The following is a 25,853-nucleotide window of genomic DNA, read 5'->3' on the forward strand; positions in this document are numbered from 1 at the left end:
AAATCCCCTCGCTAGGTATGGAGGGGATTTTTTTATTACGGTAAGCATTTCACCCAGCTTCCACCAAGCTGTGCCTAAGAATCATTTTTATCAAAAACTCCCTTTTGGAGCTTCCGCTTCAAAGGCCGCAAAGGGATAAGTTTTTGGCAATACTTCCACACCTGTTGTCACTTTGATAGGGGCCTGACCTGGATAGGTGATTTCTACGAAGTATCCTGTAAATCCTTTTGCCGGTTCTTTTAAATTAATTTCGTATCTCCCGCTTTCATTGACCAAAACTTCAGAGGAGGTCCATTTTGGTCCCAAAACATCTATTCTGAAATCCCTGGCTTCTTCATTTGTCGCTGACCAAAGCTTGATAGAAGCCGGTTTTTGGTTGGGATCGGTGGTAATAATGATCTTTTCTCCTTCAATTCTCCAATCATATTTTGGCCTAGGAGTACCGTTTAATACCGAAGCATAAAAAGAGATCATATTGGGAAGGGCATCTGATTCCCTAAGGTCATGGCCAAAATTGGGAATATACTGCAAATGTTTTTCTCCATTCAATCCATCCCAATAAAATTTCCAACTGTCAGGCAGGAAAAACTGGTCTCCTGTGGCATTGATAAGCAGTTTGGGCATATCATATTGGTCCCGGAAGGAATAGGGCTCGGTAATTTCCAATAACCTGTCATATTCCTTGCTTCCCTGCCAATCCATAATTCCCTCTCGTACATAATCATCCACTGCAGGTGCCCAAAAACCATAATTTCTCCAATGGTGCTGGAAAGACGGCACGATATTCAAAAGATCTATAACAATGGGAACCATGGCCACTACCCTATCATCCACCGCTGCCGTAGTCCAGGTAGTCCAGCCCCTTTTGGAAGCTCCGGCGACCACATATTTATCCAAAGTTTTACCGTGTTTATCTTTCGCTACCTCAGAAACAACATCCATGGCCAGCTTCACTGCTTTGGTCATGGGCAATCTCGCTAACCAAATGGCATCCTCATCTTTCGCTCCTCCTTCTAAAAATTTTCTCCAACCATAAGCAATAATGGCATCTTCATAACGATCACCAAAAGTATCATTTTCAAAAACCAAAGGCTGAAAAGGAACATTATGGATTTGCGCCACAATCGAATTGGTCCGTGTTGCAGCTTCCAAAATCAAAGGATCCGGTTGTTCCGGCAATTTTGAATTTTTGCTGCCACCGCCAATCCACATCAATCCTGTATCAAATGCAGCATCTTTGGGCACCACCATGGATACCCAGTGCCACCACTCGGTCTCATTGACGATCTCCTTACTCAACCAGTTTTGGGAAACCATTCTTACAACATGGTAAACATAACCTTCCTTTTCTACAGAATGAATGAGTTCATAACGAAAAGAAGGGTCAGGGGCATGGACATAATCCTTCAACAAGGTGGAAGAGCGGCTCTCTTCTGTAATATTTTCCCCTTCTTTAGGCTGACAAGAAAAAACACCTAAAGCACTAATAAGGAATAAAAAGATCAGGGAGTTTGAAGAAAATCTTTTGAACATAGCAGATTGGGTTTATTTGTAACGGAATCTAAAAAACAAATGGCACAAAAGTAATAACCTCCGTGCCATTTGATTTAAATATTATATTCTGCTCATTTTACATACAACTGATTGAACAAGAGCTTGAAGGTATTGTGCGCTTGGGCCCTAAAGGTAATTTCCGGACCAAATGCATAAAGTTTACCTTTTCCAATTGGGGCTTCAAAAGCTACTACTCCATTTCTCAGGTAAGAACCTCCCCATGCCCAACCAGAAACCAATGGAGATTCTGTACCGAACCAGGCCAAAGGTTTTACCCCTTGAAGCAGAGCATCCGGTGCGAGGTTGAATACAGGACTGTTGTTGAAAACCATATGGGCAGCTTCTCCCATCCCCCAGTTTGCAGGGTCACTGGAATCCAAATTTGCTTTCAGGATACTTCCTGGGATGTAATACTTATCTCCCGGTAAATTTCTCTCCCTACCATCCGGTATTTTTCAATCAATGCATTGGTAACCGGTAAGCCAAGATCAAAAGCCAAAGAAGTACTTGCTCCTACTGCTACCACATTCCCTCCGGCTTCCATGAATTTTTTCAATTCAGGTACGGACTTTTCTTTGGTAAGATTGCCCAATAATTTGTGGTATTGAGGATCTATGTCTTCTGGCTTAGGCATACCTCCCCAGCTTCGGACTGTGCCAGGAGCACCGGGACCGATAAATAAGATCACATCATATTTGGCATTCAGGTTACCATTATCAATATCCTGTGGATAGATGACCTGGAAGGGAAACTCATATTGTTCCAAAATCCACCTTACCCATCCTGAAGGCATGGAACCACCGTAATGATCAAAGAGGGCAATGCGTGCAGGTTTAATTTTTACCGCAGCCGAAGGCCTGCCGGCTGCAACCATTTTTACGCCATATTCCTTAGCTGCCTTTTCAAGAACAGCCCTTGAACCAGAGACATGGAAACTCCCTGCCGGCATTCCTGACACGGAAGTTGTGGTCCTGTATACATTCGCTCCAGATTTCAGGAGTTCGTTTAGAGCAATAAAAGCATTATTTCCTCTGGCATCAATGAGAAAGCCTGAACCACCCGGAACTCTTTGTGCAGGGAATTTTTCATCAACACCATAAGGGAGTACCTCAAAAGGACCGTCAAATGCATCCAAAACCCTGTCAAACTCTACCCCCATTTGGAAAGCCAAGGTCCAACCTGCGGCATCGTAGGGACGCTTGGGAGGTCCTCCTGGATACTCAAAATCATTGGGATGATCTTGTGGCTCAAACATATCCAGAACATGGGGTCTGAAGGCTTGTGCAGCTTTAACTACATAAGATCCAGCAGGATAATTTTTACCGTTCACGGAAAAAGAAGCCGTTGCTTTGTGTATCTGTATTCCGGACCGGATCAGTGCATTGATAAACCGCACTGCAGTGGGGAAATCAGCCTGATCAGCAGGGATAATAAAGCCCCTTGGATCCCTTAAGTTGGGATCTTTAAAAACTGTATCAAAATATTTTACCGGAAGTCCACTTCTCATGCCATAGTAGGCCATTTCAGGATCATCGGCTGCAGCTTTTTCTTTTGCTGCATCAAAGGCCGATTGGACTTCAGCAGATCTTTTGGGGTACTTGGTCCAATGGTCCATATTTCCCCTTTCAATACTGTTTCTCCCCATTTTATAAATATTATGTAAGAGGGCATCACCATTACGGCTGGCAAAATCCAACACCGCATAATTCATTGAAACTGAATAATCGATGGACTTTTTAAAATTCCAAGGCTGGGGTTCTATTGGATAGGGTGTCGCATGGGTAGGGATCAGGCGCTCTGGCACCAAAGGAATCTCAGAAGGAGTTGGTCCTCCCGTGATTTCTGTCAGGATTCCGATCATGTTATGGAAATAGGGAGTGGTCCTCAATCCCCCGTTCCACCAGGAAGAAAACACAGAACCGCCCAATCGGGTATATCCAGGCTTTCCTTCAAGGTTTAACCTGTTGATCATCGCTGCGCCTACACCATCTAAACTTGTCATGATCAAAGGATCAAACACATGATTGAAGGGATCTCTGTAAGGAGGCCCAGCTACAACTGTTCCGGCAGGAGAAGTCTGATGGTGGTTGAAGATGATCTGTGGCAACCATTCTATGTACTGGACCCTAGATACATTGATGGTCTCTTTCATGTTGTTCATGAAAAAATCCCTGTTATTGTCATGCCCGACGTATTTCTGGTACATATAAGGTGTTCTCATGTCCCTTTTCTTGACATCTGAAGGCCCCATATACCAGTTGGTCACAATTTCATGTCCATCAGGATTGGTGTGGACCACCAGGATAATGACATCGTTGAGAATTCTCATATTCTCCTCATCTGTCCTGGTCAAAAGTTCATATACGGTCGGAATCAACTGATGTGAACCCACTGTCTCTGTAGAATGCAGTCCTCCATCGATCCAGACTACAGGTTTACCTTCTGCCACAAGTTTCAAAGCTTCAGCTTCGTCCACCTCAGCCCTGCCCAAAGTTTGGGAAATCTGCTTGTAGCGGTCCAGTTTCTTATGATTTTCTGGAGAAGTAATGATCAGCATAGGCATTTGTCTGCCTTCCTCTGTAGGTCCAATGGTTGTAAAAATGGCCCTATCCGATATTTCAGCCACTTTTTTGAAATAGGATTCCAGATCAGTGAAAGTAGCGAGCTTGTAATCCTCTCCAATTTCAAACCCAAAATGTTCCTTTGGAGTAGGGATTTTTTGTGCCAGTGCAATGGAAAGGCTTAACCATCCCAAAACTGCCCACAAGAAGTAAAATTTTCTCATAGCGAAGTTATTATTTGATAGCCTTAATTTAATAGCATTGGGATTCTGAAACAAAAATTGAAATACAATCGGAAGGAATAAGGGTTAATTGGTTTTTTCTCTACTTGCTCAAATTGCCATTGGTGTAAAAAATCGTAAATTCTCAACAATTCGAATTTTAGCAATGTTAAACCTTTTAAAACACCATACCATGTCAAAAATCATTCTATTATTCCAATTTAGTCTTTTGGGCTTATTGGGTTGGTTGTTTTTTCAAAGCGAAGAAAAACAAGCCAACAATGAAATCACCCTCTGTCACACTGGTCCATCGGAAATGATCGCTTTTCTGGATGATCCTAAATTTGTGGCCTTCCATCCTGCTCCTATAGCTTTTGATTTCGAAGGTTTGGGTAAGATGGTAACATTCCCTGCAGCTGACGGCAAAGATGCCTCAGGTTACCTGATCAAGTCAAAAGAACCTTCCAATCAGTGGTTGTTTGTCTATCAGGAATGGTGGGGACTAAACGATAATATCAAAGAAGAGGCTGACAAATTTTACAATGACCTTGGAGGAAAAGTCAATGTCCTGGCCTTGGATATGTATGACGGCAAAGTAACCTCTAACCCTCAGGAGGCAGGTACATTTATGAGGGGGACAGACGAAAAAAGGCTGGAAAATATAGTCCTTGCGGCGAAAAATTTTGCTGGAAAAGATGCTAAAATAGCCAATGTAGGCTGGTGCTTCGGCGGAGCATGGTCCCTAAAATCTGCCCTTTTGCTCGGCCAGCAAAATGTGGGTTCCATCATTTATTATGGCATGCCGGTAAGGGATGTTGAGCAATTGAAAAAATTGAACTCTGATGTTCTTGGTTTATTTGCTACAGAAGAGTATATCTCCAAGGCCGTTATAGAGGAATTTGCAGCAGCTATGGATAAAGCAGGAAAAAGCCTGGAATACAAAATCTTTGATGCTGTCCATGGTTTTGCCAACCCTTCCAACGCAAAACATGATAAAGAGGCCACCAAAGAAGCATATGGAATGGCATTGAGCTATCTACAAGGCAAATTCAAATAATACCCCCATAAACCCAAAAAAACCGGTACATGATGAACCGGGTTTTTTGGGTTTAATTTAATACCCAACAAAATCAAATCACCTCACTCGTATTCCTAGCGCTTTTACAAGTTATTTTCCATTGAAGTATAAGGTGTTTAGCAAGAAAGAATTCCAGATATCAACTCCCGTTTCCGTTTTAAAAACAATGTAAAAATCAACTTGTTTTTGAAGGGACTCAATGGGGATGGTTATATCAAACCATTGTCCTTCCCTGAAATAGGTTGACCGTTTTTAACCGAGAAAAAAGATGTTAAAAACAGGAAAAAGGATTAATTCTCAGCGTAGATTTTCAGAGGAATTTAAACGTAAGTTGGTTGATGATTTTGAGAAAGGAATCATGACAGTTCAGCAAATGGAGCGACATTATGGAATTGTGAACTCAGTTATTTATCATTGGATTTATAAGTATTCGACCTATAATGAAAAAAATATCAGGATAATTGAGATGAAAGACAGTCAAACCAATAGGCTCAAAGAACTCGAAGAAAAGGTCAAAGATCTCGAGCGTACCGTTGGCCAAAAACAGATCATGATTGATTATTTGGAAAAAATGATTGATTTGGCCAAAGAAACTTACTCAATCGATATTAAAAAAAACTCCAAAACCCCACACTCTGGTGGTTCCAATCCAACAAAAGTATGATAAACCATTCGCTCAATGAACTTTATCGGACTGTTGGAGTAACCAAGCAGGCCGTTCAACAAGCCAAAAAAAGGCAGCAAGCATTCGATCTTGAAATTGCCCAACTGGTAATCCTGGCCGATGAGCTCAGGGAAGACCATCCAGGATGTGGGGTCGAAAAAATGTATTATACATTGAAACCCGAATTCATGGGAAGGGATCAATTCTGTGAAATTTTCATGGAAATGGGATATGGTATCAAAAAAATAAAAAACTACCAGAAAACCACTTACGCAGGCCTTTATTCTTATCCAAACCTTATCGAAGGTATGGCCATAAACAGACCTTTTCAGGTCATCCAAACCGATATCACTTACTTTTACCTCAATGGTGAATTCTATTATTTGGTCTTCATTATTGATGTTTATACCAGGATCATCGTGGGATATTCGGTCAACGACAACTTGCGCACAGAAGGTAATATCAAAGCTATGAAAATGGCCCTCAGTACTTTGAGATACCAGCCTTGGGGCCTGATCCACCACTCAGATAAAGGTTCCCAGTACAGTAGTAAAGAATACACCTCCTTGCTCAACAAAAACAATATCCATATCAGTATGGGAAATATCGCATGGGAAAACCCCTACGCAGAACGAATCAATGGAATCATAAAAAATGAATACCTCAAAAGGTGGATAATCAAAGATTTCAGCGACCTGAAAAGAAAAGTGGCGAAAGCTGTAGCCAACTACAACAGCATAAGACTACACAGGGGATTTAAAATGAAATACACCCCCATGGGATTTTATAAAAATATACTAAATTTAAAAGCCCAAGAAAGACCGACGGTGATTGTTTATACCGAAGGAAGAAAAAACTTCTTAGGGGCATCGAGCCCCTTCGAAGTTTGCCCAAGAGAAGAACCTCTGGCTCATGATTGCCCGATGGAAATATTTAATGAATGTTGAACCAAACGGTCAACGCTATTCAGGGAAGAACACATCTCCCTTTACTGTTTTCCGGTCTTAGTTTACTGCTTATTATCTCGGATTTTCCGATCAACACTCCTTCAGGATTATCCAAGCGGACCTCAAACCAACCTTCCCTCCTATTGGGATCAATCGATAGGACCAAGCTTTCTACTTGGCTTAGGTCAATTTTTTTAAACCCGATATAGGAATTATCTTCTGTAAATTTGATCAATCTGGAGTCTTGGTTATTAGCTTTAGCAGTCCCCCGGAAAAAATCAGCATCGGCTGCCAACACCAAAGGATGCCTTAAAATCAATTGCTCTCTTCTCAAAATTGGAGCTATTCCGTTTGCTCCTTTATCCCTATAACTTGCTGTCAAAAGGTATATACCCTGGGTATCATGTTGGTTCAAGTTGAATTTTCCTTCAATTCCCAACCTGTTTTTTTGATGGATAAGCGCATTGGGAGAAAGGGACAGAATATAATCAACCATTTGGACAATATCAGCCTCCTGCAAATGGGCGTGGGAAGGCATAAGTCTCTCTCCCCAAACTCCATTACCACCTTGGATTACTTTTTGGACAAGAATCTTGGAGGCTCCGGTATTGGTTTCATATCGGGTTGCAATTTCTTTATAACTTGGACCTACAGAAGCATTATCTACCCCATGACAGGCATTACAGCCACTTTTGACAGTTAGGTTCTGACCGATAAGTTGAGATGTACTTTCTGTTTGCTGATGTCCTTCAGAAGACTCAATCCTGTCAAAGCCTTCCTTCAGAAAATCCAATGTCACAATGACCTGTTCAGGCAAAATACCTCCATCTCCCAAGCTACCATCTTCCTTATCTTCTACCTTCACCCGGTAAGCTTTGGACGGTTTGCCCCAATAAAAACTCCTGTTACCTTCCCATTCAAAGCTGATCACAGGTGGCTCATTTCCTACTGTAATGGATATAGTAGCCTGACTTTTCAAGCCCTCAGCATCCTTCACTGTGAGCAATGCTTTAAATTCTCCAGGATGTTCATAAACAAAAACTGGGTTGGCTTCTCTGGAAATAGTTTTGCCATCGCCATAAAAATCCCATTCAAACTCGAGTTGATCCCCGTCGAAATCCATACTGCCCTCACTGGAAAAACTGACTTTGAAAGGAACTGAACCCTGTTTTTTGTCTGCATTGGCCCTTGCAACGGGTTTTCTGTTCCCTGCACTGAACTCAATCCTGTATATTCCAGAATCATCATTTTGGGCGCTCCAGTATGTACCATATTCCAGGATATACAAAGACCCATCCGGCCCAAACTGCATGTCCATGGGTTTATCAAACCGGGTACTTGGCATAAATTCCTCCATGCCTGCATAATTTCCTTCCTTATCAAAACTCACGGTGAAAATCCAATTCCTCATCCAATCATAGATGAAAAGTTTTCCATCATAATATTTGGGGAATTTTACCTCTGAATTAGGAAAAAGGTCATAGTAATAGACTGGTCCGGCCATAGCGTTTCTTCCTCCGGATCCTACCATGGGAAAATCTTCAGACTCCGCATAAGGATACCAAATCATGGCCTTCTGAGCGGGTGGCAGCACTTTAATTCCAGTATTATTAGGAGAGTTATTAACCGGAGCTTTAGGATCATATTCAAAAACAGCTTCCTGCTTTTCAAAGTCATAGTACCAATAGGGCTTATTGTCCCCAATAAAATAGGGCCAGCCAAAAAATCCTGCTGATTTGGCCTGATTGACTTCATCATAGCCCCTGGGACCTCTTCGCAAACTGTCCGCTTGGGCATCAGGGCCTACTTCCCCCCAATAGAGATAACCTGTTTTGGGATCAACCGAAATTCTAAAAGGGTTGCGATTGCCCATGACATAAATTTCCGGACGGGTATTGGGAGTACCTACCGGAAACAAATTCCCTTCAGGGATAATATAAGTTCCGTCTTTTTGTGGGGTAATTCTCAAAATGGCACCTCTGAGATCATTGGAATTAGATGAACTTCTTTGGGCATCTACATTTTCAGGCCTACCTGCCCTTTCATCTATAGGATTGTAATTGTCAGATTCAAAGGGAGTGGTATCATCCCCCAAAGAAAGGTAAAGATTCCCCTTACTATCAAACTCTATGGAGCCTCCACTGTGACAACAGCCCCGGAAATGAGGAATCTCCAGCATGATAATTTCAGATTCAAGATCTAAAATATCATCAACTAAGGTAAATCTGGAAAGCCTATTGATACTTTGTTCTCTTTCAGGAGAATAGTATAAATAAATCCAATTGTTGTTGTAAAAATCAGGATCTTTGGCCAAACCCAAAAGGCCATCTTCCGCTTCAGAATAGACCCTCAAAAAGCCAATATCCTTCGCCAAACCTGTTTTGGGTTCAAACATCCGGACTTTCCCTTTCCGCTCAATAAAAATAATCCTCCCATCCTTTAATACCTCAATTTCCATTGGCTCATCTAATCGTTCGATCAAGGTGACCTTCGTAAATCTGGTTTCTTCTGGCTTTTCAAAAACAAACTTCTCTGATTCCTTTTTACAGGCCCATAAACCAATCAGGAGGGCAATGATTGGAATATATTTCATTCTCATAGCTTGGTGGATTTTACAATCTTCCAAGATAAAAAAGAAAGCTACAGGATAATAAAAAAAATCTCCCCATGGCGAGGAGATTTGTAAGGATGGCAAATTAAGTACTGCTTAGAATTTCCAAGAGAGTCCAAGCATCAGCTGCTGGAACCTAAAATCACCCTGTCCTGTAAACACATTATCAATATCGATAGTCTGTCCGTTCAAAACCCTTTCATAACGGAGGTCTAGTCCTGCCCTTCCCAGGCTCAGGCCAATTCCAAACTGATATCCGGCATTGAATTTTTCAAAATCATAGTTCCTGAGTTCATCCTCCAGATAATAGTGAATGGAAGGACCTGCAGAAACGGAAATTAAAGATCCTAAAAGGTTAAGTCCCACCAAGATTGGAGCATCTAATCTTTGGGTCCTTAACTTATTGGAATTTACCTCAGAATTTAACTGGGTATAGTTCAATTCAGGTCTCAGAAATACAGGCCCAAGATTCACCTTGCCGAACAGACCCAAGTGATATCCCAAATTGCTTAGAGGATCGCCCCAAATTGCTTCGGCATCTTTGAAGTACTTGCCATTGGAATTGTAATTCAGGCCACCTTTGATTCCAAATCCGGAACCGGTTTGTGCATTGGCCAATTGGACCACCATCATGAAGGCCAATAGGAGCAAAGTTGATCGAAGAACAGTTTTCATTTGTGATTGATTTAAAATAGTTGGATTATATCTTTAATTGTCAAAATCGAGGGAAACAAAATTCGATTTAATCAAACACCATCCTTTAAAATTCGGTTTAATAGGGTGTATTTTCAAGTTACAAATACAACATTACTCCAAACACAAATTTTATCCCAGCCTCTCCATGCTGGTATTATCCAAAATTGTGCCCAATTTAAATGAAAGGTTGAAAAGCAAGTAAAAACAACATGAAATCATTAAGCAAAATCTTCTTCTCGGTAATCTTAGCCCTATTTAGTTTGGTACCTGGCAGCTGTACCAAAGCAGAAAACAAAAAAGAGGAGCAGACCAAAATCACATCTCCAGAGGAATATCCCGGAAAAAAGGCCTTTGCAACTTTTGCCGGGGGTTGCTTTTGGTGTATTGAAGCCCCTTTTGAAAATGTGGATGGGGTAATTGCCGTGATATCGGGTTATGCCGGTGGAAAGGAAAAAAACCCAACTTATGAACAGGTATCCAGCGGAAAAACCAGTCATAGGGAGGCTGTTCAGATTACTTTCGATCCGGATATCATCTCCTACAGTGAGCTTTTGGATATTTTCTGGCAACAATTTGACCCAACCGATGAGGGCGGCTCTTTCTATGACCGGGGATTCCAATACAGCTCGGCCATTTTTTATCATGACAATAGCCAAAGGGATGTGGCAAAGGCATCCATACAAAAACTCGAGGAAGCTAAAATTTTCCAAAAACCTATTGTAACTCCCCTTATCAAATTCAGCAATTTCTATCCTGCAGAGGATTACCATCAGGATTATTATAAAAAGAACCCAAGTGAATACTATGCTTATCGTAAAGGTTCTGGAAGAGATGCATTTATTGCAAAACATTGGCCGGTAAAGTTGGAGGAAAAGTACAAAAAACCCTCAGATGCAGAATTGAAAAAGCGATTGACCAAGTTGCAATATGATGTCACCATGCACGAGGCAACGGAAAGGGCCTTCCAAAATGAATACAATGGAAATAAAGAAGAAGGTATTTATGTATGCATTGTATCAGGTGCTCCGCTTTTTTCTTCCAAAGACAAATATGAGTCCTATTCAGGATGGCCAAGTTTCACAAAACCAATTGATGCACGATTGCTTGAGAAACCCACTGATGTATCCTTTGGAATGACCAGAGTGGAAGTAAGAAGCAAACTGGGCAATTCGCATTTAGGGCATGTTTTCAATGATGGGCCCCAACCTACCAATCTGCGTTACTGCATGAATTCGGCAGCCATGCGATTTATCCCCAAAAAAGATATGGAAAAAGAGGGATATGGGGCCTGGATGTGGATATTGAATTAAACGCCATTGCACTAAAGCCGATCTGGGTTTTCAAAATAGCTGTTAGGAATTTTCAATTCCGAACCTTGATATTGGAACCGCTGTTCGGGATTTAAAATCCCTAACTTTGATTTTGAGGATTTGAAATCCGCAATTAGCGCTTTTCGAAATTTGTAATTTCGAAAAGCATTGGTCAAGTGAGCATCCCAATCACTTATTGAATCCTTCTAAAAGTCAGGTTTATCCTTGGGCCATACACCTTTTTGCTTTTCGGAATCTGATGTTCCCAGTAGTGCTGGGTCTCACCCGCCATCAGCAGAAAAGAGCCATGTTCCAGAAGTACTTCCCTTTTGACAGTTTTATCATGATAAAGCCGGAACTGGAAAATTCTTGATGCACCAAAACTGACCGAACCAATTGCCGGGTTCAATCCCAATTCAGGTTCATTGTCCCTGTGCCAGCCCATACTGTCCTGCCCATCTCTGTAGTAGTTGAGCAGCACATGGGTAAATTGGGTTTGTGATGCTTTATTAATATCATTTTTGATTTCCAAAAGGACTTCATTCCAGGGATAAGGCTTCATCTGAATTCCAGAATACCCATAATTCACACCGGGATTCCCATAAAATGCTGTCAATCTAGGCTGCATCACTTGCTTTCCAAACATCCAGATGGGCTCCTGCTTCCAACTGATTTCCTCTATCAACCTTTTCAGATACAGATCACTTTGTGCAGGAGAGAAAAAATTCTGATAATAGTATGCCTCTCCCTTTTCAGGTAAGATGTTTTTTCTTTCAAAATCCCCGAATAAATCCATAATCTTGTTAAACCCTATTTTGATCAAAAGGTTGGATATTGCGAGCTACCTATTGTTTTATTCCTTCTTTTACCTGAAATTATAAGCCAGAAACTTTTAAAAACCATTTTTAACCAATCAAAATTCCCATGAAAAAATTCATCACCATTGGTATCATTGCACTTGTTATTATCCTAACTGCAGTGGGGTACTGGCGCTATTACTTTGTCTTTAGCGAAGGAGTAAAAGGAGGTACTTTAAATTACTTTGAAAAGAAAGGTTATATCTTCAAAACGTGGGAAGGCCGGATCGTACAGGAAGGTTTCCAAAGCCCTACCGCCGGAGCCTTGCAAAGTAATGAGTTCAGGTTCAGCGCCAAAGGTGACGAAGTGGCCAAGCAACTGGAAAGAGCCGGAGGAAAGTTTGTGGAATTAAGATACAAAGAGTATCTCAACCCCCTTCCCTGGAGAGGTGCTTCAAGCTTTATTGTCTATGAAGTAATTGAAATTGGGGATAGGGATGGAAGCAGGAACAATGAATTACCGGTCAATCGGGATTAATGCCCCTGACCTGTAAGTAAAAAATTCAAGTCTTTGGGATTTTGTCCTGAAGAGAACTGTACTCCATCCCAAAGACACTGAAATTCAATTTTTTTAATCCCTCTTTGCCCAATAATCTATGACCAGCACCTTATCCAAATGGGGGCCCAAAATCTCTACAAAGGCTTTGTGCTCAGGGTGAGGCAAATAAATATCCCTGTCCTCTTCCGATTTAAAGGTGACAAAGAAGCAATGGGTGAAACCCTGGGCCAACCCCTCGGGACTGTTATTGGTACCCCACTCCAAATCCTCTATTTCAGAAATTTTAGACTTCAATGCCATAAAAGCATCTACCACTTTTTGTACTTCCTCCTCAGAAGATTCATCTTTGAACTTGAACAACACAACATGTCTTAAGGCTTTGTCCATCTTGATAATCTTTTTTTCAATAATTTTTTCTTCAACTTTTTCCTTTTGCGGTGCCTGACAGGCAGCAGCCAAAATCAACAGAAAAAGCAATGCGCTGATTTGTTTTTTCATGGTCAATTAGGTTTTTGATATCCGAAGTTGCAAAATAAAAGATATTGCAATTTACCGCTCATAGAATATTGATGTTGCATATTATTTTTTTTGCAAAATTTATCAGAAGCAACCTTTAGAATAACAGCATGCAAACAAAGATCCTTATCGTTTTAGTCATTAGCTGGATTTTCATAATCCAATCCAAAAGCCAAATAATTCCGGTAAACGGACTAAAGGAGGAGGTTGAGGTAATCCGCGACCAAAATGGCATCAACCACATTTACGCAAAAAATGAACATGACCTCTTTTTTAGCCAAGGTTATCTGGCTGCAAAAGATCGTCTTTTCCAATTCGAAATATGGAGAAGAAGGGCAACGGGCACAGTAGCAGAAATACTTGGATCCAGGGAGCTGGAAAGGGATAAAGGAGCCCGCTTATTTCAGTTCAGAGGAGATAAAGAAACAGAACTCAGGCATTACCACCCCAATGGCGTTGAAATCGTGGATGCTTTCGTTTTAGGGGTAAATACCTACATCAATGAAGTTCGGGAAAACCCTGAATTATTACCCATTGAATTTCAATTATTGGATATTTTACCAGGTTATTGGACTTGGGAAGTCGTCGTATCCAGGCATCAGGGGCTTCTTCAAAATGTCCAGGATGAACTCAAATACAGTCAGGTGGTCAGTCTTGTAGGACCTGAAAAAGCCAAATCTTTTTATTACTTCCATCCCCATGAGCCCAATCTCATCATCCCAGAAGGTATCCCTCAGGAACTCCTATTCAAAGATATTTTAGCACCTTACGATGCTTTCAGAAACAATTTGACCTTTCAGCCAGAAGACATTCATCCCAAATACCGGAATGATACCAAGTCTTATTTATCAGAAAACGGCCTTTTGGAAAGAGAGCTAAAGGAAACCCTGGAATTTGAAAAATTCAACATAGGCAGCAATAACTGGATCATATCCGGTAAATTAACGGCAAGTGGCTACCCGATCATGGCCAATGATCCTCATAGGCTTCATGCCATCCCATCTTTGAGGTATTGGGTTCATCTGCATGCACCGGGATGGAATGTGGTCGGCGCAGGAGAACCTGTCATTCCCGGTATATCCATAGGGCATAATGAATATGGAGCATGGGGCCTTACCATATTTGAAACGGACAATGAAGATCTTCGGATTTATGACATCCATCCGGACAACCCTCATAGATATTTTTACAAAGGAGAATGGAGGGATATGAAAATGATTCAGGATACCATCAAAGTTAAAGGGCAAATGGATGAAATTGTCCAACATTACTATACCATCCATGGGCCAGTGACCTTTATTGATCAGGAATTAAGAAAAGCAGTAGCAGTGGAATGTGCATGGCTGGAACCCGGAGGTGCACCCTATCTTGCAAGTTTAAGAATGGACCAATCCAAGACCTGGGAAGAATTCCGTGAAGCTTGTTCCTTTAACCATATTCCCGCTGAAAATATGATATGGGCTGATAAAGAAGGAAATATAGGTTGGCAGGCCACCGGAATTACGCCTATCAGAAAAAAACATTCAGGTCTGGTAGCTTCTCTAGGCGATGGCAGCATGGACTGGGAAGGGTATTTGCCCATAAAAGACAGACCCCATCTGACCAATCCAGAAAGCGGTTTCTTTGTAACAGCCAATGAGCATGTCACTCCCAAAGATTATCCTTTGCAGCATACCATAGGTTTTGAGTGGGCAGATTCATTCCGCGGGGATAGAATCAGGGAAGTGCTGTCTCAAGGCAAAGGCTTTACGGTGGAGCAAATGGGGGAATTACAAAATGATTATCTGGCTTTGCCGGCCCGAAGATTGGTTCCCTTACTCAATACCTTGAAATTTGATCAGTCCAAATACCAAATTGCCCAATCATTCCTAAAGAACTGGGACTTTAAACTTGAAAAAGAATCTATTGCAGCAGGAATTTATGTCATGTGGGAAAGGAAATTAAGAGAAAACATCAAATCCATTGCAGTCCCTGAGGAAGTAAGGGAACTGGTGGGAAGCATTCAGATGACCAGGGTATTAGAATGGGCTGAACAGCCATCTCTCCTATTTGAAAAAAAACCAGAAAGAGAGCGCGATAACTGGTTGAGCAAATCTTTTGAAGACGCGGTTGAGGAACTTGAAGGTAAATTGGGGCCAGACCAAAACAAATGGCAATACGGACAAGCTGCCTATAAACATGCACTTTTCAGACATCCTCTTAGTCCGGCACTTTCCCGGGAATGGAAGGAAAAACTGGATGTGGGGCCTTTACCAAGGGGTGGTTATAGCTATACTCCGGCGGCAAACGCCTATGGGGACAACAACTCCTCCGGAGCCTCTTTCAGAATAGTAGTGGACACAGGAAACTGGGAAAGTACCATAGGCATCAATACGCCTGGGCAATCTGGGAATCCTGACAGCCCTTTTTACAAAGACCTTTTTCCGAAATGGGCAAATGATGAATTTTTTATAGTCCCCTTTGGTAAAGAACAGGTGGAAAAAATGGGCGTAGGGAAGTTGGTTTTGGTACCCAATTTAAATTGAGTTCTGAAAAAAACATCAAGTATTAATTAAGATTAAGACCCTAATTCAAATGAGGCCAAAATCCCTTGTCTTTCTAAAAAGTCCGGTTGGTAATAGCCCTACCTGAATGGCCTAGCTGTCCAAGCCGGGAAAATATCCCCGAATGAAACACCATCCCCATCCCCCCACAGGTTTGAAGGACCGAACTAAGATAAAACTGAAGGGTCGGGATAAAAAAAATCCACCGTACAGAGGTCCTGACGGTGGACTTTTTACCATTCAACCCAATCAATATTTAAACTATTTCATAAGGCCAGTTCATGATGCCTCCGGCCAGATTATACGTGTTTTCAAAACCTAATTGTGACATGATATCACAGGCTTGACCGCTTCTGTTTCCACTGCGGCAATACACGTAATATTTTTTGTCTTTAGGGAGATTTTGGATCTGCCCCATAAATCCGGGACTCATCAGATCGATGTTTCTTGCCCCTTTGATTTTTCCAGATTGGAATTCACCGGCTGTTCTCACATCAATGATTACTGCGTCAGGTGCGGTCATTCCTTTTTTGAAATCCTCATTGGAGAGGTCTGTATAGCTTTTTGCTTGTGTTCTAAAGAAATTAAACATGGTTCTTATTGGTTTATGATACAAAGTTAGCTTGCCTACATCTCCAAAAAAGTAACCAAGATCACATAAAGGCCAGTTAAGGGGCAGATAGTCCAAAAAAAGCCCGAAAAAGCATAAAGCTCTGAGTAATGACAATCATGGACTTAGCTTGGATTGGAGCAATAATTAACCTTAATGCTTCCCACCAACAAAAGCTTGCTTTTTCAACTTCTCCTTTAACTTCAATATACTTAACCTAATAAGCAGCAACCATGGCAACCCATGGAAAACAAAATCAAACCAATCCAGTACAGCCATACCTTTGGCCCCACCAGCCATCCATTTGATCTTGCCCCAAATGTGGGGTTCGGGTACAAATGGTGCCAGCCCCAAAGTCAAACTCAATAAGATGACAAATCTCCAGTTATTGATCGTTTCTTTCATTTTTTTACGGTTGCGGTTACTTTATTCATTTTCCCGATCGGTGGAGTCTGTAATCCATCCATATTTTTCCCTTTAACAAAAGGATAGGTAACCTGTTGCCAGAATGTTTTTGGGAATTTTTCCATGCCATCGAATCCCAAGGCCACATCGCTACCTTGATGGGGGATATAATCTGTCTTGAACAAATAATCCCAAAGACTTAATGTAATTCCATAATTGACCCCATATTTTCTGTCTTTTGGCAATTCTTTCACATGATGCCATAGGTGCATGATGGGATTATTTAAGATATACTTCAATGGACCATAAGTGATCCTGAGATTGGCATGGTTCAAATGCCCAATGGCTGTAGCAAAAATGTGAACTATAAAGAAATCCTCCAGCCCAAACCCTATCATGGCCAAAGGAATATACTGGGCGGTTTTGTAAATAATGGTCTCCATCCAATGAAACCTCAAATGAGCTGCAAATCCCATCTCCTCCACAGAGTGATGGACTTTATGGAATTCCCATAATACAGGAACACGATGAAGTAAGCGGTGCACATTCCATTGGATAAAATCAGCGACCAAAAACAATAATAAAAACTGCGCCCACCTTGGCCAGGTCTCAACGTGAATGGCAACCAGATTTTCAATACCAAATATCCCAAGAAAATCATTGAAAGCTTCTACCGCCACATTGGAAATGGCATTGTAAGCTATCAGTGAAAACAGGAAATAATTGAAGAACATCCTAAAATCCGCAGGATTTTAGTTTGGAGATTTGAATCTGCTTGTTTGTGTTCATTTTTGGTCTAGTTCGGGAATTTCTTCCCTTTGATTGAAGAGTGTTCATAGTTTTGAGACAATGGATTTTAGGTTTGAGGATAAAATGGACGGTTTTTTTCCTCAATTTTAATGGAAAAGGCATACCTCTTCCCTGTAAATCTTTATTTTTTGAGCTCCTGAGGGGTTTTTATCTGAATTTAGTTCAAAATCGGCTTGTAATCCTTACTCGTGAACAGTTTGAGCACTTCTCTTCTTCCCGTTCTTATCCACTTGGCTGAAACAGTGATAAATCTGAAGATAAACTTCTTGAGCCTGTCGGTAGGCTTAAGCCAATCAACTTTTCTGGAATACTCTCCAATGATATAGGTGTAAAAATTGGCATACATAGCCGTCATAAGCATAAAGGAGGTATTCTCTGCAAGGAACGAACAGGGCAACTTAGACCAGCCAAAGTCATTGTTGAGTACATCAAACAAGCGTTCGCTTGCACCCCGGGCGTTATAAAACCTTACAACAGCTTCATTGGACGATGTATGTTCATTGGTCAGAATAGCCCTGTAAGTAAATGCATCTCCACTAAACACATCTGCCTGCCCGTCTTTACGCCTGATTCTGGTAATGACCAGCCTGTAAGACCTGTCTTTACCGAAAGGTTTGTAGTCGGATAGGTCAGTAACTTCCATTTCCTGTACACCCAAACGTATTTTCTGCCACTTCTCAGGGGCTATACTTCCAAGGATATTATCCAGTTTGGCACATCTGTTTGCCCGTATATAAAAGCTTTCGGTATGTGCTTCCAGTGTGCGGAGAACTTCTTCCTGATAGGATGCTGAATCGGCTCTGAACCTTCCGATACGGATATTTTCATTGGTAAGCTGCCCAAACATGCGTGTAAGTGTATCAGCCTGCAAATATTTGGCCTGACTGTTGCCATTTCTGCCCTCTACGTACACAGGAATGGCCTGTGAAAATTCAGGATGTGCTATGGAAGCTACACCTGGCTGATATCCATAGACGTGTTTATATGTCTTTTTTGAATCGTACTTTTCAGTTGGAATGACGGTGTTGTCATAATCGAGGTCGTAAGCAACACCTGACTTGAGTAATCCGGTCTTACAAGCTGATTTTAACAACAAGCTGTTGAGTTTTCCATTGATATTAAATTCATGGCTTACTCCACTGGACGGATTTATAAAGAGTTCTGTATCAACAGCAAGCTCTTTGATACCTCTCAGAATTGTATCGGCACTGCATACTGAAAATGAAGGGACCTGTTCAAGTGCGTCTCTCAAGTGAACATTGATATCTTCAGTACAGTCGCCACCATTAAAGAAAATAGCCATATGATTGGCGAAAATGTCACTGTATGAAAACCCTCCCCTTAAGGCTCTAACCCCCAATTGATTATCAATGAGTTCTGGGAGACCAGAATTTTTGAAAGAGTTAAAAACAAAATTAAAACCTCCGAAAGGTGTGATTTTTTCTGTCGAATTCGTAATTTTCATACCGCTTATCAAGGATGTGTGGTAACACCTAAATAAGTGAAAAAAAAACGAGCCGGAAAAGCCTGAATTGAATAAATTCAGCCACTTTTTCGGCTTTTTTTAAATCCGCCCTGCGGATTTAAGGAACATGTAAAAACCATCCAGCCAGAAGTCCTTTCTGAAAATGGCCTGTTTCTTTCTCCATGGGAAAAATATTTCCAAAAGCCACACCCCAACAGAAAGTCCGAGCAGCCACCAGAAATAGTTTTTCCAGGATGGATAAAACATTTCATTGACCAGGTAATTGAAATACCCGTAGTAAGAATCCAGAACGATTTTAATGTATTTTTCCATAATTCATCTTCTCAAATTTAAAGAAAAAGGACAATCCACGTGATTGCCCTCTTTCGATACTCCCATAAACCACAACTAATGTTATTTATAGTCCATGATATGTGAACTCATATCCAGGACTTTGGACTTTTTGAGGGCATTTTGGATGATACTGCTGCCGGCTGCGGAACGGTAACCAGTACCACAATGCACCACTATTGGTTTATCGGTAGGGATCTCTCCTATCCTATCTTTTAATTCCGGCAAAGGAATATTAATGGCATTTTCAAATATTTTACCCTGAGCTACCTCTCCGGCGTTTCTTATGTCAATGATGGTAAACAAATCCGGGTTTTTATCAAATTCTTCTTTATCGAAGAAAGCCATTTTATCACCCCCACTTTGCTCATATACAAATGCTCCCTGAATAAAGGGTTCATATCCTATTTTTGCAGCTTTGGAAATCAACTCCTCTAAACTTTCATGGGACTCTGCTACCAGGTAAAAGGGTGTTTCCGGTGCCAATAGGCTTCCTAACCAGGTTTCAAATTTAGCGCCGTTCATTATATTGATGGCATCAGGGATATGGGAGGATTTAAAATCTGCCTGCTTCCTGCCATCAATAACCGTGAGACCCTTTTGGGGTTTTGAGTTTTTTTCCAATCTTCTGACAGCGAGCTTAGAAACCCGATAGGCAGGAGCTCCTTCTTTATTGACATCCACATTATACGGGAAGTACTTTGGAATAAATGGCTGATCTTGAAGCAACAAAGCCACAAATTCATCCTCTGTCATATCCTGTAGGGCATAATTGGTCAACTTTTCCTGACCGATTGTACTGCTATTGGCATCAGAAATGGCCTTACCGCACAGGGAACCTGCACCGTGCGCAGGGTAAACAACTACGGCATCATCCAAAAGCATCAGTTTTTCTCTTGTACTTTGGTACATCATCCTTGCCAATTCCTCTCTTTTGGCCATGATATTACCCACACTTTCTCTTAAATCCGGTCTTCCCACATCCCCAATAAAAAGCGTATCTCCTGTAAAAACAGCCACATCCTTACCGTTTTCTTCCACTACAATGCTGATTCCATCCGGTGAATGGCCCGGAGTATGAATTGCCCTTAACCTGACACCTTTAGGAAGTACAATGACATCACCTTCGTCAAAAGCAATATGGGGATAAGCTGCACCTACTAAACTGCTCACATAAATGTCTGCACCCGTTGTTTGATGAATTTCAAGATGGGAACTTACAAAGTCAGCATGGGGATGGGTGTTGATGACCCCTACAATTTTGGCATTTTGGGAAAGCGCATAATCAAAATAGGGTTGTGGATCCCTTCCGGGATCAACCAAGTACATTTTATCTTCTACATGAATGGCATAGCTATAGTGTGCGAGGCCATCATCTTCAAATTGCTTGATTTTTACTTGCTCAAAGGTGGCCGGTTTGATCAACTGATCAAATTGAAAGGCTAAGGTTGAATAAAAGGATGTTATGGCCATGGCAAGAGCGATGAGTAATCGTTTCATATAGTTGGGTTTACTTGGGTAAATTCTTTTAATCTCAAACAAAGATATTATGTGATAAATCGAAAAAATGTGATGTAAGTTACACTCCTGACTGATCTTTGTACTGATTTTCGAAATCAATCCAAAGTTGCCTGCCAAAGTGGGAACGCTCCATATCTATATTCAAGTTGGACAAACCAATTCCAAATAAGCGCACGGGCATCAGAAGTGCATCCTGATATAAAAGCTCCATCACTGTTTCCCAGATTTTTATTTCCTCCGGATATTGCTCAAAGGTTTTGCTTCTGGTATGGAGGGTAAAATCACGGTATTTGATTTTCAAAGTGATGGTTCTTCCCTTGATTCCGCTTTTTGAAATCCTTCTTTTTAGTTCTTCAAAAATTTCCTTTAAGGCCTCAACCCACTGTTCCTTTTCCGTCAAATCCTTTTCAAAGGTATTTTCAGCACTGAGGGATTTCCGGATACGGTTGGGCTGGACTTCCGATAAATGGATCCCCCTGACGATATTGTAAAAATGTAAACCTGACTTACCAAAACGCTTGGTCAGGTATTGCAGGGAATATTGCTTAAGGTCATAGCCATTGTGTATGCCTATTTCCTTCATCTTTTCTGCTGTAACTTTACCGATACCAAAGAATTTCTCAATAGGTAGTTTTCCAAGGAATGCCTCCGCTTCTGTAGGTAAAATTACAGCCTGCCCGTTGGGTTTATTGATATCTGATGCTGTTTTGGCCAAAAATTTATTGTATGAAATACCCGCAGAAGCATTCAACCCAATCTCTTCCTTGATTCTTCTTCTAATTTCCATAGCAATCAGGGTAGCAGAAGGATTATTGACTTTATTTTCTGTTACATCCAAAAACGCCTCATCAAGGGACAGTGGCTCCACGAGATCGGTATAATCAAAAAAAATTTCCCTGATGCGGTAGGAAATCTCTTTGTACCTTTCAAATCTCGGTTTGACAAAAATAAGCTGTGGACATCTCAAAGAAGCAATTTTACCCGACATGGCAGATCTTACTCCGAATTTCCGCGCTTCATAAGAAGCAGCGGCAACCACTCCCCTTTCTTGGTTCCCTCCTACTGCTACAGGCCTGCCTTTCAGACCAGGATTATCCATTTGCTCTACAGAAGCATAAAACGCATCCATATCCACATGGATTATTTTCCTGATTTTTTCCATGGTACCTATTTTTTCAGAACTTCCATGATGGCGGATGCTTTCAGGTAACATTCCTCATATTCAAGGGCTGCATCAGCATCAAATGTAATGGCGCTTCCCACTGCAAAATATCCTTTTCCTAAGGATCGGTCAAAAATAATACTTCTAATTACCACATTGAAATCAAAATCACCATTCGCATTGATATATCCTAAAGCTCCCGAAAACCACGCTCTCTTAAAGTTCTCATAGCGGTCTATCAGTTCCATGCATTTAATTTTAGGGGCCCCTGTCATGCTGCCCATGGGAAAAGTAGCATGGATGATTTCCCTAAAATCCATATTCTCTTTTAATTCCGAACTGACAGTTGAAATCAACTGATGCACCCTTGGGAAGGGATAAACCCCAAACAATTCATTTACCTGGACTGAACCTGTTAGAGACACCTTGGAAAGGTCATTCCGCATCAGGTCCACAATCATCAGATTTTCAGCCCTTTCCTTTTCAGAATTTAAAAGCTGCATTCTCAACGCTTCATCTTCCTCCGGATCCCTACCCCTTTTGACAGTTCCCTTAATAGGCTGGGCAATCAATCTGTTCTTGTCTTTCTTTAGAAAACGCTCCGGCGATGCACTGATCAAAAAGGTGTTTTGGGACTTAAAAAGGGCAGAAAAAGGCATGGGCGAAACCTTCATGAGCTCCAAAAATCCAACAAGTGGATTCCAGCTTTTATTCTCAAAAACAAAAGCCATGCAATAATTCATTTCATAGATGTCACCTTCTTCAATATGGTTTTTGATAGCCTGTACATCCTGGAGGTATTTTTCCTTATCTGTTAAAGCCACTATGGAAACTTTGGGATTGGAATATAAATTCCCATCAAAAAGTCCCTCCACATTCAATTCACAGTCACTTTGGAAGACAATAAAATGTTCATCCCACTCAAGGGTGATCTCAGGAATAAAAAACACAGTATTCGGGCAAGGTATAATTTCGGGGTTAAGGCTAGAACTAGCCTCAATTTGATTTTTATAATCATATGAGATCACACCAACGAGTTCATTTTTTCCGAAAACGGCTGATACTTCCTCCAAGCTGAAACTTTTTTGGCCTGCCTGGATTTTATTTGGAAAACCGCCGAATGGATAATCAACTTGATTATCGAGAAATAGGCAAAAATGACTGTAATGTTGATCAAACCACTGCAATAAGGAAAAAAACCAGGCGTCATTCTGGGGGATGGGTATTTTTGATTGGAAAGCCATAGGGCAAAATTAAGATAAAGACAAAAAAAAGAGGCTGTCTCAGAATAAATTCAAATTCATGGAATAACCCCAATTAATCGATCGAGGCCGATTTAATGAAAATCGACCTCTATTTTTTTTGAATACTGTTCAAAAATCCTTTTTTATGCCAGCTCTTTTTCTTTTTCAAGTTTAGGTGAGGAATAAATGTTGCGCAGATATCCGAAAAGCAGAACCTTCAAAAGCATCCTCGGATGGTAACTGCTGGCTCCAATACGACTGTAATGCCCGATAATCAGGTGGATATTTATCCTGTCTATAACGGCACTTACTGTGCGTGCCGGATGCTCCAATGGAAGAAGGTCACACAAATTCTTAGGAAGAAGCATCAACTGGTTGGGATCATAGTCTTTAAAGACTATATTTAAGTCTTGTTTTTCCACACCTCAAAATAACCATTTTGAGTAAAACAAGAAAAAGGCTGCCCGAGAAATCAGGTAGCCTTTCAAATTTTTAAAAGAGACTTATGAGACAGACTCCCAGTTATTAATTTTGGAAAGTATTGGAAAACCCCGCGGAACTTGGGTTTTTTATTGGTAAAAAATTTTTTAGGGAAAAGAATTTTAAACTACTGTCGTCCGACTAAAATAAGAAATTTAAAATAAAGTCCTCTAATGAAGTTTTAGAGGTGTTTTTTGTTGAAAGTCAAAAAGCACCCCCTATCCGGAAAGGAATAATTGGGTTTGTACATTTTGGATGTCTTTTTGAAATATACTTTTAAAGTAAGCTTCAGGAAAAAGTAGGAACTTTTCAAGACTGACGTAGGAGCAAAGATTTTTTGCGGCTACCATGACCATGGTCGAGAAGTCTTCAGCCTCTTTTATCCGCTTATGTAGAACTGTAAACAGGAGGTTGAGTATCAATGCCACCCAAATCTGGATTTTGATCCCGTTCTCGCTGTCCGACAAAAAATATCTGAGTTCAAAATTCTGCTTGATCTGCTTGAAAAGCACTTCGATAACCCACCTGTTCTTATAGAGAAGAGCTATGGTTAGGGCATCCAATCCCTTAAGATTGGTGATAAACTCCAGCGTTTCACCGCTTTCAGGGTCAGCATAAACCACCAGTCTGGCTTCAACTGTCCGAGAAACTCCCTTCTCCCTGTAGCTCAGTGAGATAATCTGGTCCTTGATGATGTCCAAGGCATGCGTACAGTCAAACTCACTGACCACTTCATATCTTGCATTGTCTTTTTTTCTGGTCACAAAATATCTGTTTGAACTGTCCCACTTTTCAAAGCAGGAATAGCGGTTATATCCTTTGTCGAAAACAGCTATCCCGTGCTCAGGCAGATCCATCACTTTTAAAAACATATTTTCATTTGTGGCCGCAGAACGGATACATATGAAGTTGGGAACGCCTTCTGCCAGATTCATTTTGGCAAATATCTTGGCACCACCTTTTTTCTTTCCGTTCAGGGGATTGCGTCCGGCCCCTCTGAGGATTTCCTTGAACAGCGTGACCGTTGAGGAATCAAAAACCTCAACACGGCTGAGGTCGACCTCTCCACCGATATCGAGCCAATTTCCTACCAAAGATGCCCTATAGTATGAATACAGCCCTTTGTATAGTTGTTCAAAAACACGATAACTGCGTTTACGGTTTGCATCAGAAAGGGTACTCCTGGCAGGTAGCTGCTTCATTCCAAAAGGAATAAGCTTGGTTATGATCAGGCCGATGTTTTTGCAGACCTCTCTAAGACTGCTGTTTCTGGTCAACACCGCATAAAACATGCAGATGAAGTGATCACTTGTTTTGAGTTTCTTGTAGTACCTATCCGAGTTTTCTTCCTCAACGACCTGATTCAATAGCTCTTTGGGAATAAGAGAGAGGAGTTGAGCGATAATAGGATGCCCAGACAAAAATTTATGCTTAAATTGTGTCACGTTGTTGGTTCTTGGTCGAAACAACAATATGAAAAAGATGGGTAAGCTCCAAAAGGGCTGCCCATCTTTGATTTTTGTACTATTCTAGGATTTTATTTTTTATATTGCCTCAGTTCTCGGACGACAGTAATTTTAAACTTTTTTTTGGGGCTGAAACCCGAAGAATATTTCTCTTGAAATTTAATTACTAAGTACTTTATTTAAAGTTGGTGCAAAAGCACATCCAATAGGTTCAAAATCCATTTTTAGGTATATATAAAATATAGGTTTTCAGTGCTTAGCAGCATGTACAACCTAGTAATT

At 41.0% G+C, this 25,853-nt stretch carries 18 protein-coding genes and 4 pseudogenes; 6 read left to right on the forward strand and 16 right to left on the reverse strand.

The features are described 5' to 3' along the window. Positions 1 to 90: 90 nt before the first annotated feature. Positions 91 to 1,533, reverse strand: a complete 1,443-nt coding sequence (locus BC751_RS17580) for a PhoPQ-activated pathogenicity-related family protein (RefSeq protein WP_130276769.1) — start codon at positions 1,531 to 1,533, stop codon at positions 91 to 93. Between the two features lie 92 nt (positions 1,534 to 1,625). Further along, a pseudogene (locus BC751_RS17585) lies at positions 1,626 to 4,339 on the reverse strand (M14 family metallopeptidase). Between the two features lie 190 nt (positions 4,340 to 4,529). Between BC751_RS17585 and BC751_RS17590 the strand changes: the two are divergent. The 3 genes from BC751_RS17590 to BC751_RS17600 all read left to right on the forward strand — a co-directional run bounded on the left by BC751_RS17590 (position 4,530) and on the right by BC751_RS17600 (position 7,025). Then, positions 4,530 to 5,393: a dienelactone hydrolase family protein gene (locus BC751_RS17590; protein WP_130276770.1), complete on the forward strand. Its 864-nt coding sequence runs from the start codon at positions 4,530 to 4,532 to the stop codon at positions 5,391 to 5,393. Positions 5,394 to 5,682: 289 nt separating this feature from the next. Continuing rightward, positions 5,683 to 6,078 carry a transposase gene (locus tag BC751_RS17595; protein WP_130273830.1) on the forward strand — a complete coding sequence of 132 codons (396 nt, stop codon included), beginning with the start codon at positions 5,683 to 5,685 and terminating at the stop codon, positions 6,076 to 6,078. Further along, complete coding sequence (locus BC751_RS17600) at positions 6,075 to 7,025, forward strand: IS3 family transposase (RefSeq protein ID WP_242617320.1); 951 nt, start codon at positions 6,075 to 6,077, stop codon at positions 7,023 to 7,025. Before BC751_RS17595 ends, BC751_RS17600 begins: the two co-directional genes overlap by 4 nt. Before the next feature lie 19 nt (positions 7,026 to 7,044). Here BC751_RS17600 and BC751_RS17605 read toward each other — a convergent pair whose 3' ends face one another. Both BC751_RS17605 and BC751_RS17610 read right to left on the reverse strand, forming a co-directional pair. Continuing rightward, the gene (locus BC751_RS17605) at positions 7,045 to 9,618 is read right to left on the reverse strand and encodes a PQQ-dependent sugar dehydrogenase (protein WP_242617519.1); all 2,574 of its coding nucleotides are present in this window, start codon (positions 9,616 to 9,618) and stop codon (positions 7,045 to 7,047) included. A 114-nt stretch (positions 9,619 to 9,732) separates the two neighbouring features. Next, entirely contained in the window at positions 9,733 to 10,311 is a 579-nt protein-coding gene (locus BC751_RS17610; protein WP_130276772.1) for an outer membrane beta-barrel protein, read from the reverse strand. A 230-nt stretch (positions 10,312 to 10,541) separates the two neighbouring features. On the opposite strand from BC751_RS17610, the gene msrB reads away from it, so the two are divergent. Next, positions 10,542 to 11,642: a peptide-methionine (R)-S-oxide reductase MsrB gene (gene msrB / locus BC751_RS17615; RefSeq protein WP_130276773.1), complete on the forward strand. Its 1,101-nt coding sequence runs from the start codon at positions 10,542 to 10,544 to the stop codon at positions 11,640 to 11,642. A 193-nt stretch (positions 11,643 to 11,835) separates the two neighbouring features. Here msrB and BC751_RS17620 read toward each other — a convergent pair whose 3' ends face one another. Continuing rightward, a complete protein-coding gene (locus BC751_RS17620) occupies positions 11,836 to 12,438 on the reverse strand; it encodes an alpha-ketoglutarate-dependent dioxygenase AlkB family protein (protein WP_130276774.1) in 603 nt (200 codons plus the stop codon). 128 nt (positions 12,439 to 12,566) lie between these two features. Here BC751_RS17620 and BC751_RS17625 point away from each other — a divergent pair, with 128 nt between their 5' ends. Beyond that, positions 12,567 to 12,977 (forward strand): hypothetical protein, encoded by a 411-nt coding sequence (locus BC751_RS17625; RefSeq protein ID WP_130276775.1) that lies wholly within the window; start codon positions 12,567 to 12,569, stop codon positions 12,975 to 12,977. 93 nt (positions 12,978 to 13,070) lie between these two features. On the opposite strand, the gene BC751_RS17630 is transcribed toward BC751_RS17625, so the two are convergent. Then, positions 13,071 to 13,496, reverse strand: a complete 426-nt coding sequence (locus BC751_RS17630) for a Dabb family protein (protein WP_130276776.1) — start codon at positions 13,494 to 13,496, stop codon at positions 13,071 to 13,073. Between the two features lie 128 nt (positions 13,497 to 13,624). On the opposite strand from BC751_RS17630, the gene BC751_RS17635 reads away from it, so the two are divergent. Continuing rightward, on the forward strand, positions 13,625 to 16,039 hold the full coding sequence (locus tag BC751_RS17635) for a penicillin acylase family protein (protein WP_130276777.1): 2,415 nt from the start codon (positions 13,625 to 13,627) through the stop codon (positions 16,037 to 16,039). A 274-nt stretch (positions 16,040 to 16,313) separates the two neighbouring features. Here the strand turns inward: BC751_RS17635 and BC751_RS17640 are convergent, their stop codons facing one another. The 10 genes and pseudogenes from BC751_RS17640 to BC751_RS17685 all read right to left on the reverse strand — a co-directional run bounded on the left by BC751_RS17640 (position 16,314) and on the right by BC751_RS17685 (position 25,550). Continuing rightward, positions 16,314 to 16,649: a rhodanese-like domain-containing protein gene (locus BC751_RS17640; protein ID WP_130276778.1), complete on the reverse strand. Its 336-nt coding sequence runs from the start codon at positions 16,647 to 16,649 to the stop codon at positions 16,314 to 16,316. A 171-nt stretch (positions 16,650 to 16,820) separates the two neighbouring features. Continuing rightward, positions 16,821 to 17,072 (reverse strand): hypothetical protein, encoded by a 252-nt coding sequence (locus BC751_RS17645; RefSeq protein WP_130276779.1) that lies wholly within the window; start codon positions 17,070 to 17,072, stop codon positions 16,821 to 16,823. After that, positions 17,069 to 17,812: pseudogene (locus BC751_RS17650) on the reverse strand (sterol desaturase family protein); the annotation flags it as partial. The gene BC751_RS17645 and the pseudogene BC751_RS17650, both read right to left, overlap by 4 nt. Before the next feature lie 227 nt (positions 17,813 to 18,039). Continuing rightward, on the reverse strand, positions 18,040 to 19,347 hold the full coding sequence (locus tag BC751_RS17655) for an IS1380 family transposase (RefSeq protein ID WP_130273823.1): 1,308 nt from the start codon (positions 19,345 to 19,347) through the stop codon (positions 18,040 to 18,042). A 123-nt stretch (positions 19,348 to 19,470) separates the two neighbouring features. Next, positions 19,471 to 19,680 (reverse strand): annotated as a pseudogene (locus BC751_RS17660) (sterol desaturase family protein); the annotation flags it as partial. Positions 19,681 to 19,761: 81 nt separating this feature from the next. Beyond that, entirely contained in the window at positions 19,762 to 21,198 is a 1,437-nt protein-coding gene (locus tag BC751_RS17665; protein WP_130276780.1) for an MBL fold metallo-hydrolase, read from the reverse strand. A 79-nt stretch (positions 21,199 to 21,277) separates the two neighbouring features. After that, complete coding sequence (gene dinB / locus BC751_RS17670) at positions 21,278 to 22,381, reverse strand: DNA polymerase IV (protein WP_130276781.1); 1,104 nt, start codon at positions 22,379 to 22,381, stop codon at positions 21,278 to 21,280. A 5-nt stretch (positions 22,382 to 22,386) separates the two neighbouring features. Next, positions 22,387 to 23,625, reverse strand: a complete 1,239-nt coding sequence (locus BC751_RS17675; RefSeq protein ID WP_130276782.1) for an anthranilate synthase component I family protein — start codon at positions 23,623 to 23,625, stop codon at positions 22,387 to 22,389. Between the two features lie 161 nt (positions 23,626 to 23,786). Further along, positions 23,787 to 24,047: pseudogene (locus BC751_RS17680) on the reverse strand (transposase); the annotation flags it as partial. A gap of 276 nt (positions 24,048 to 24,323) precedes the next feature. Further along, the gene (locus BC751_RS17685; RefSeq protein ID WP_130273774.1) at positions 24,324 to 25,550 is read right to left on the reverse strand and encodes an IS4 family transposase; all 1,227 of its coding nucleotides are present in this window, start codon (positions 25,548 to 25,550) and stop codon (positions 24,324 to 24,326) included. Positions 25,551 to 25,853 lie beyond the last annotated feature (303 nt).

Source organism: Cecembia calidifontis, assembly GCF_004216715.1.
Lineage (GTDB): Bacteria > Bacteroidota > Bacteroidia > Cytophagales > Cyclobacteriaceae > Cecembia_A > Cecembia_A calidifontis.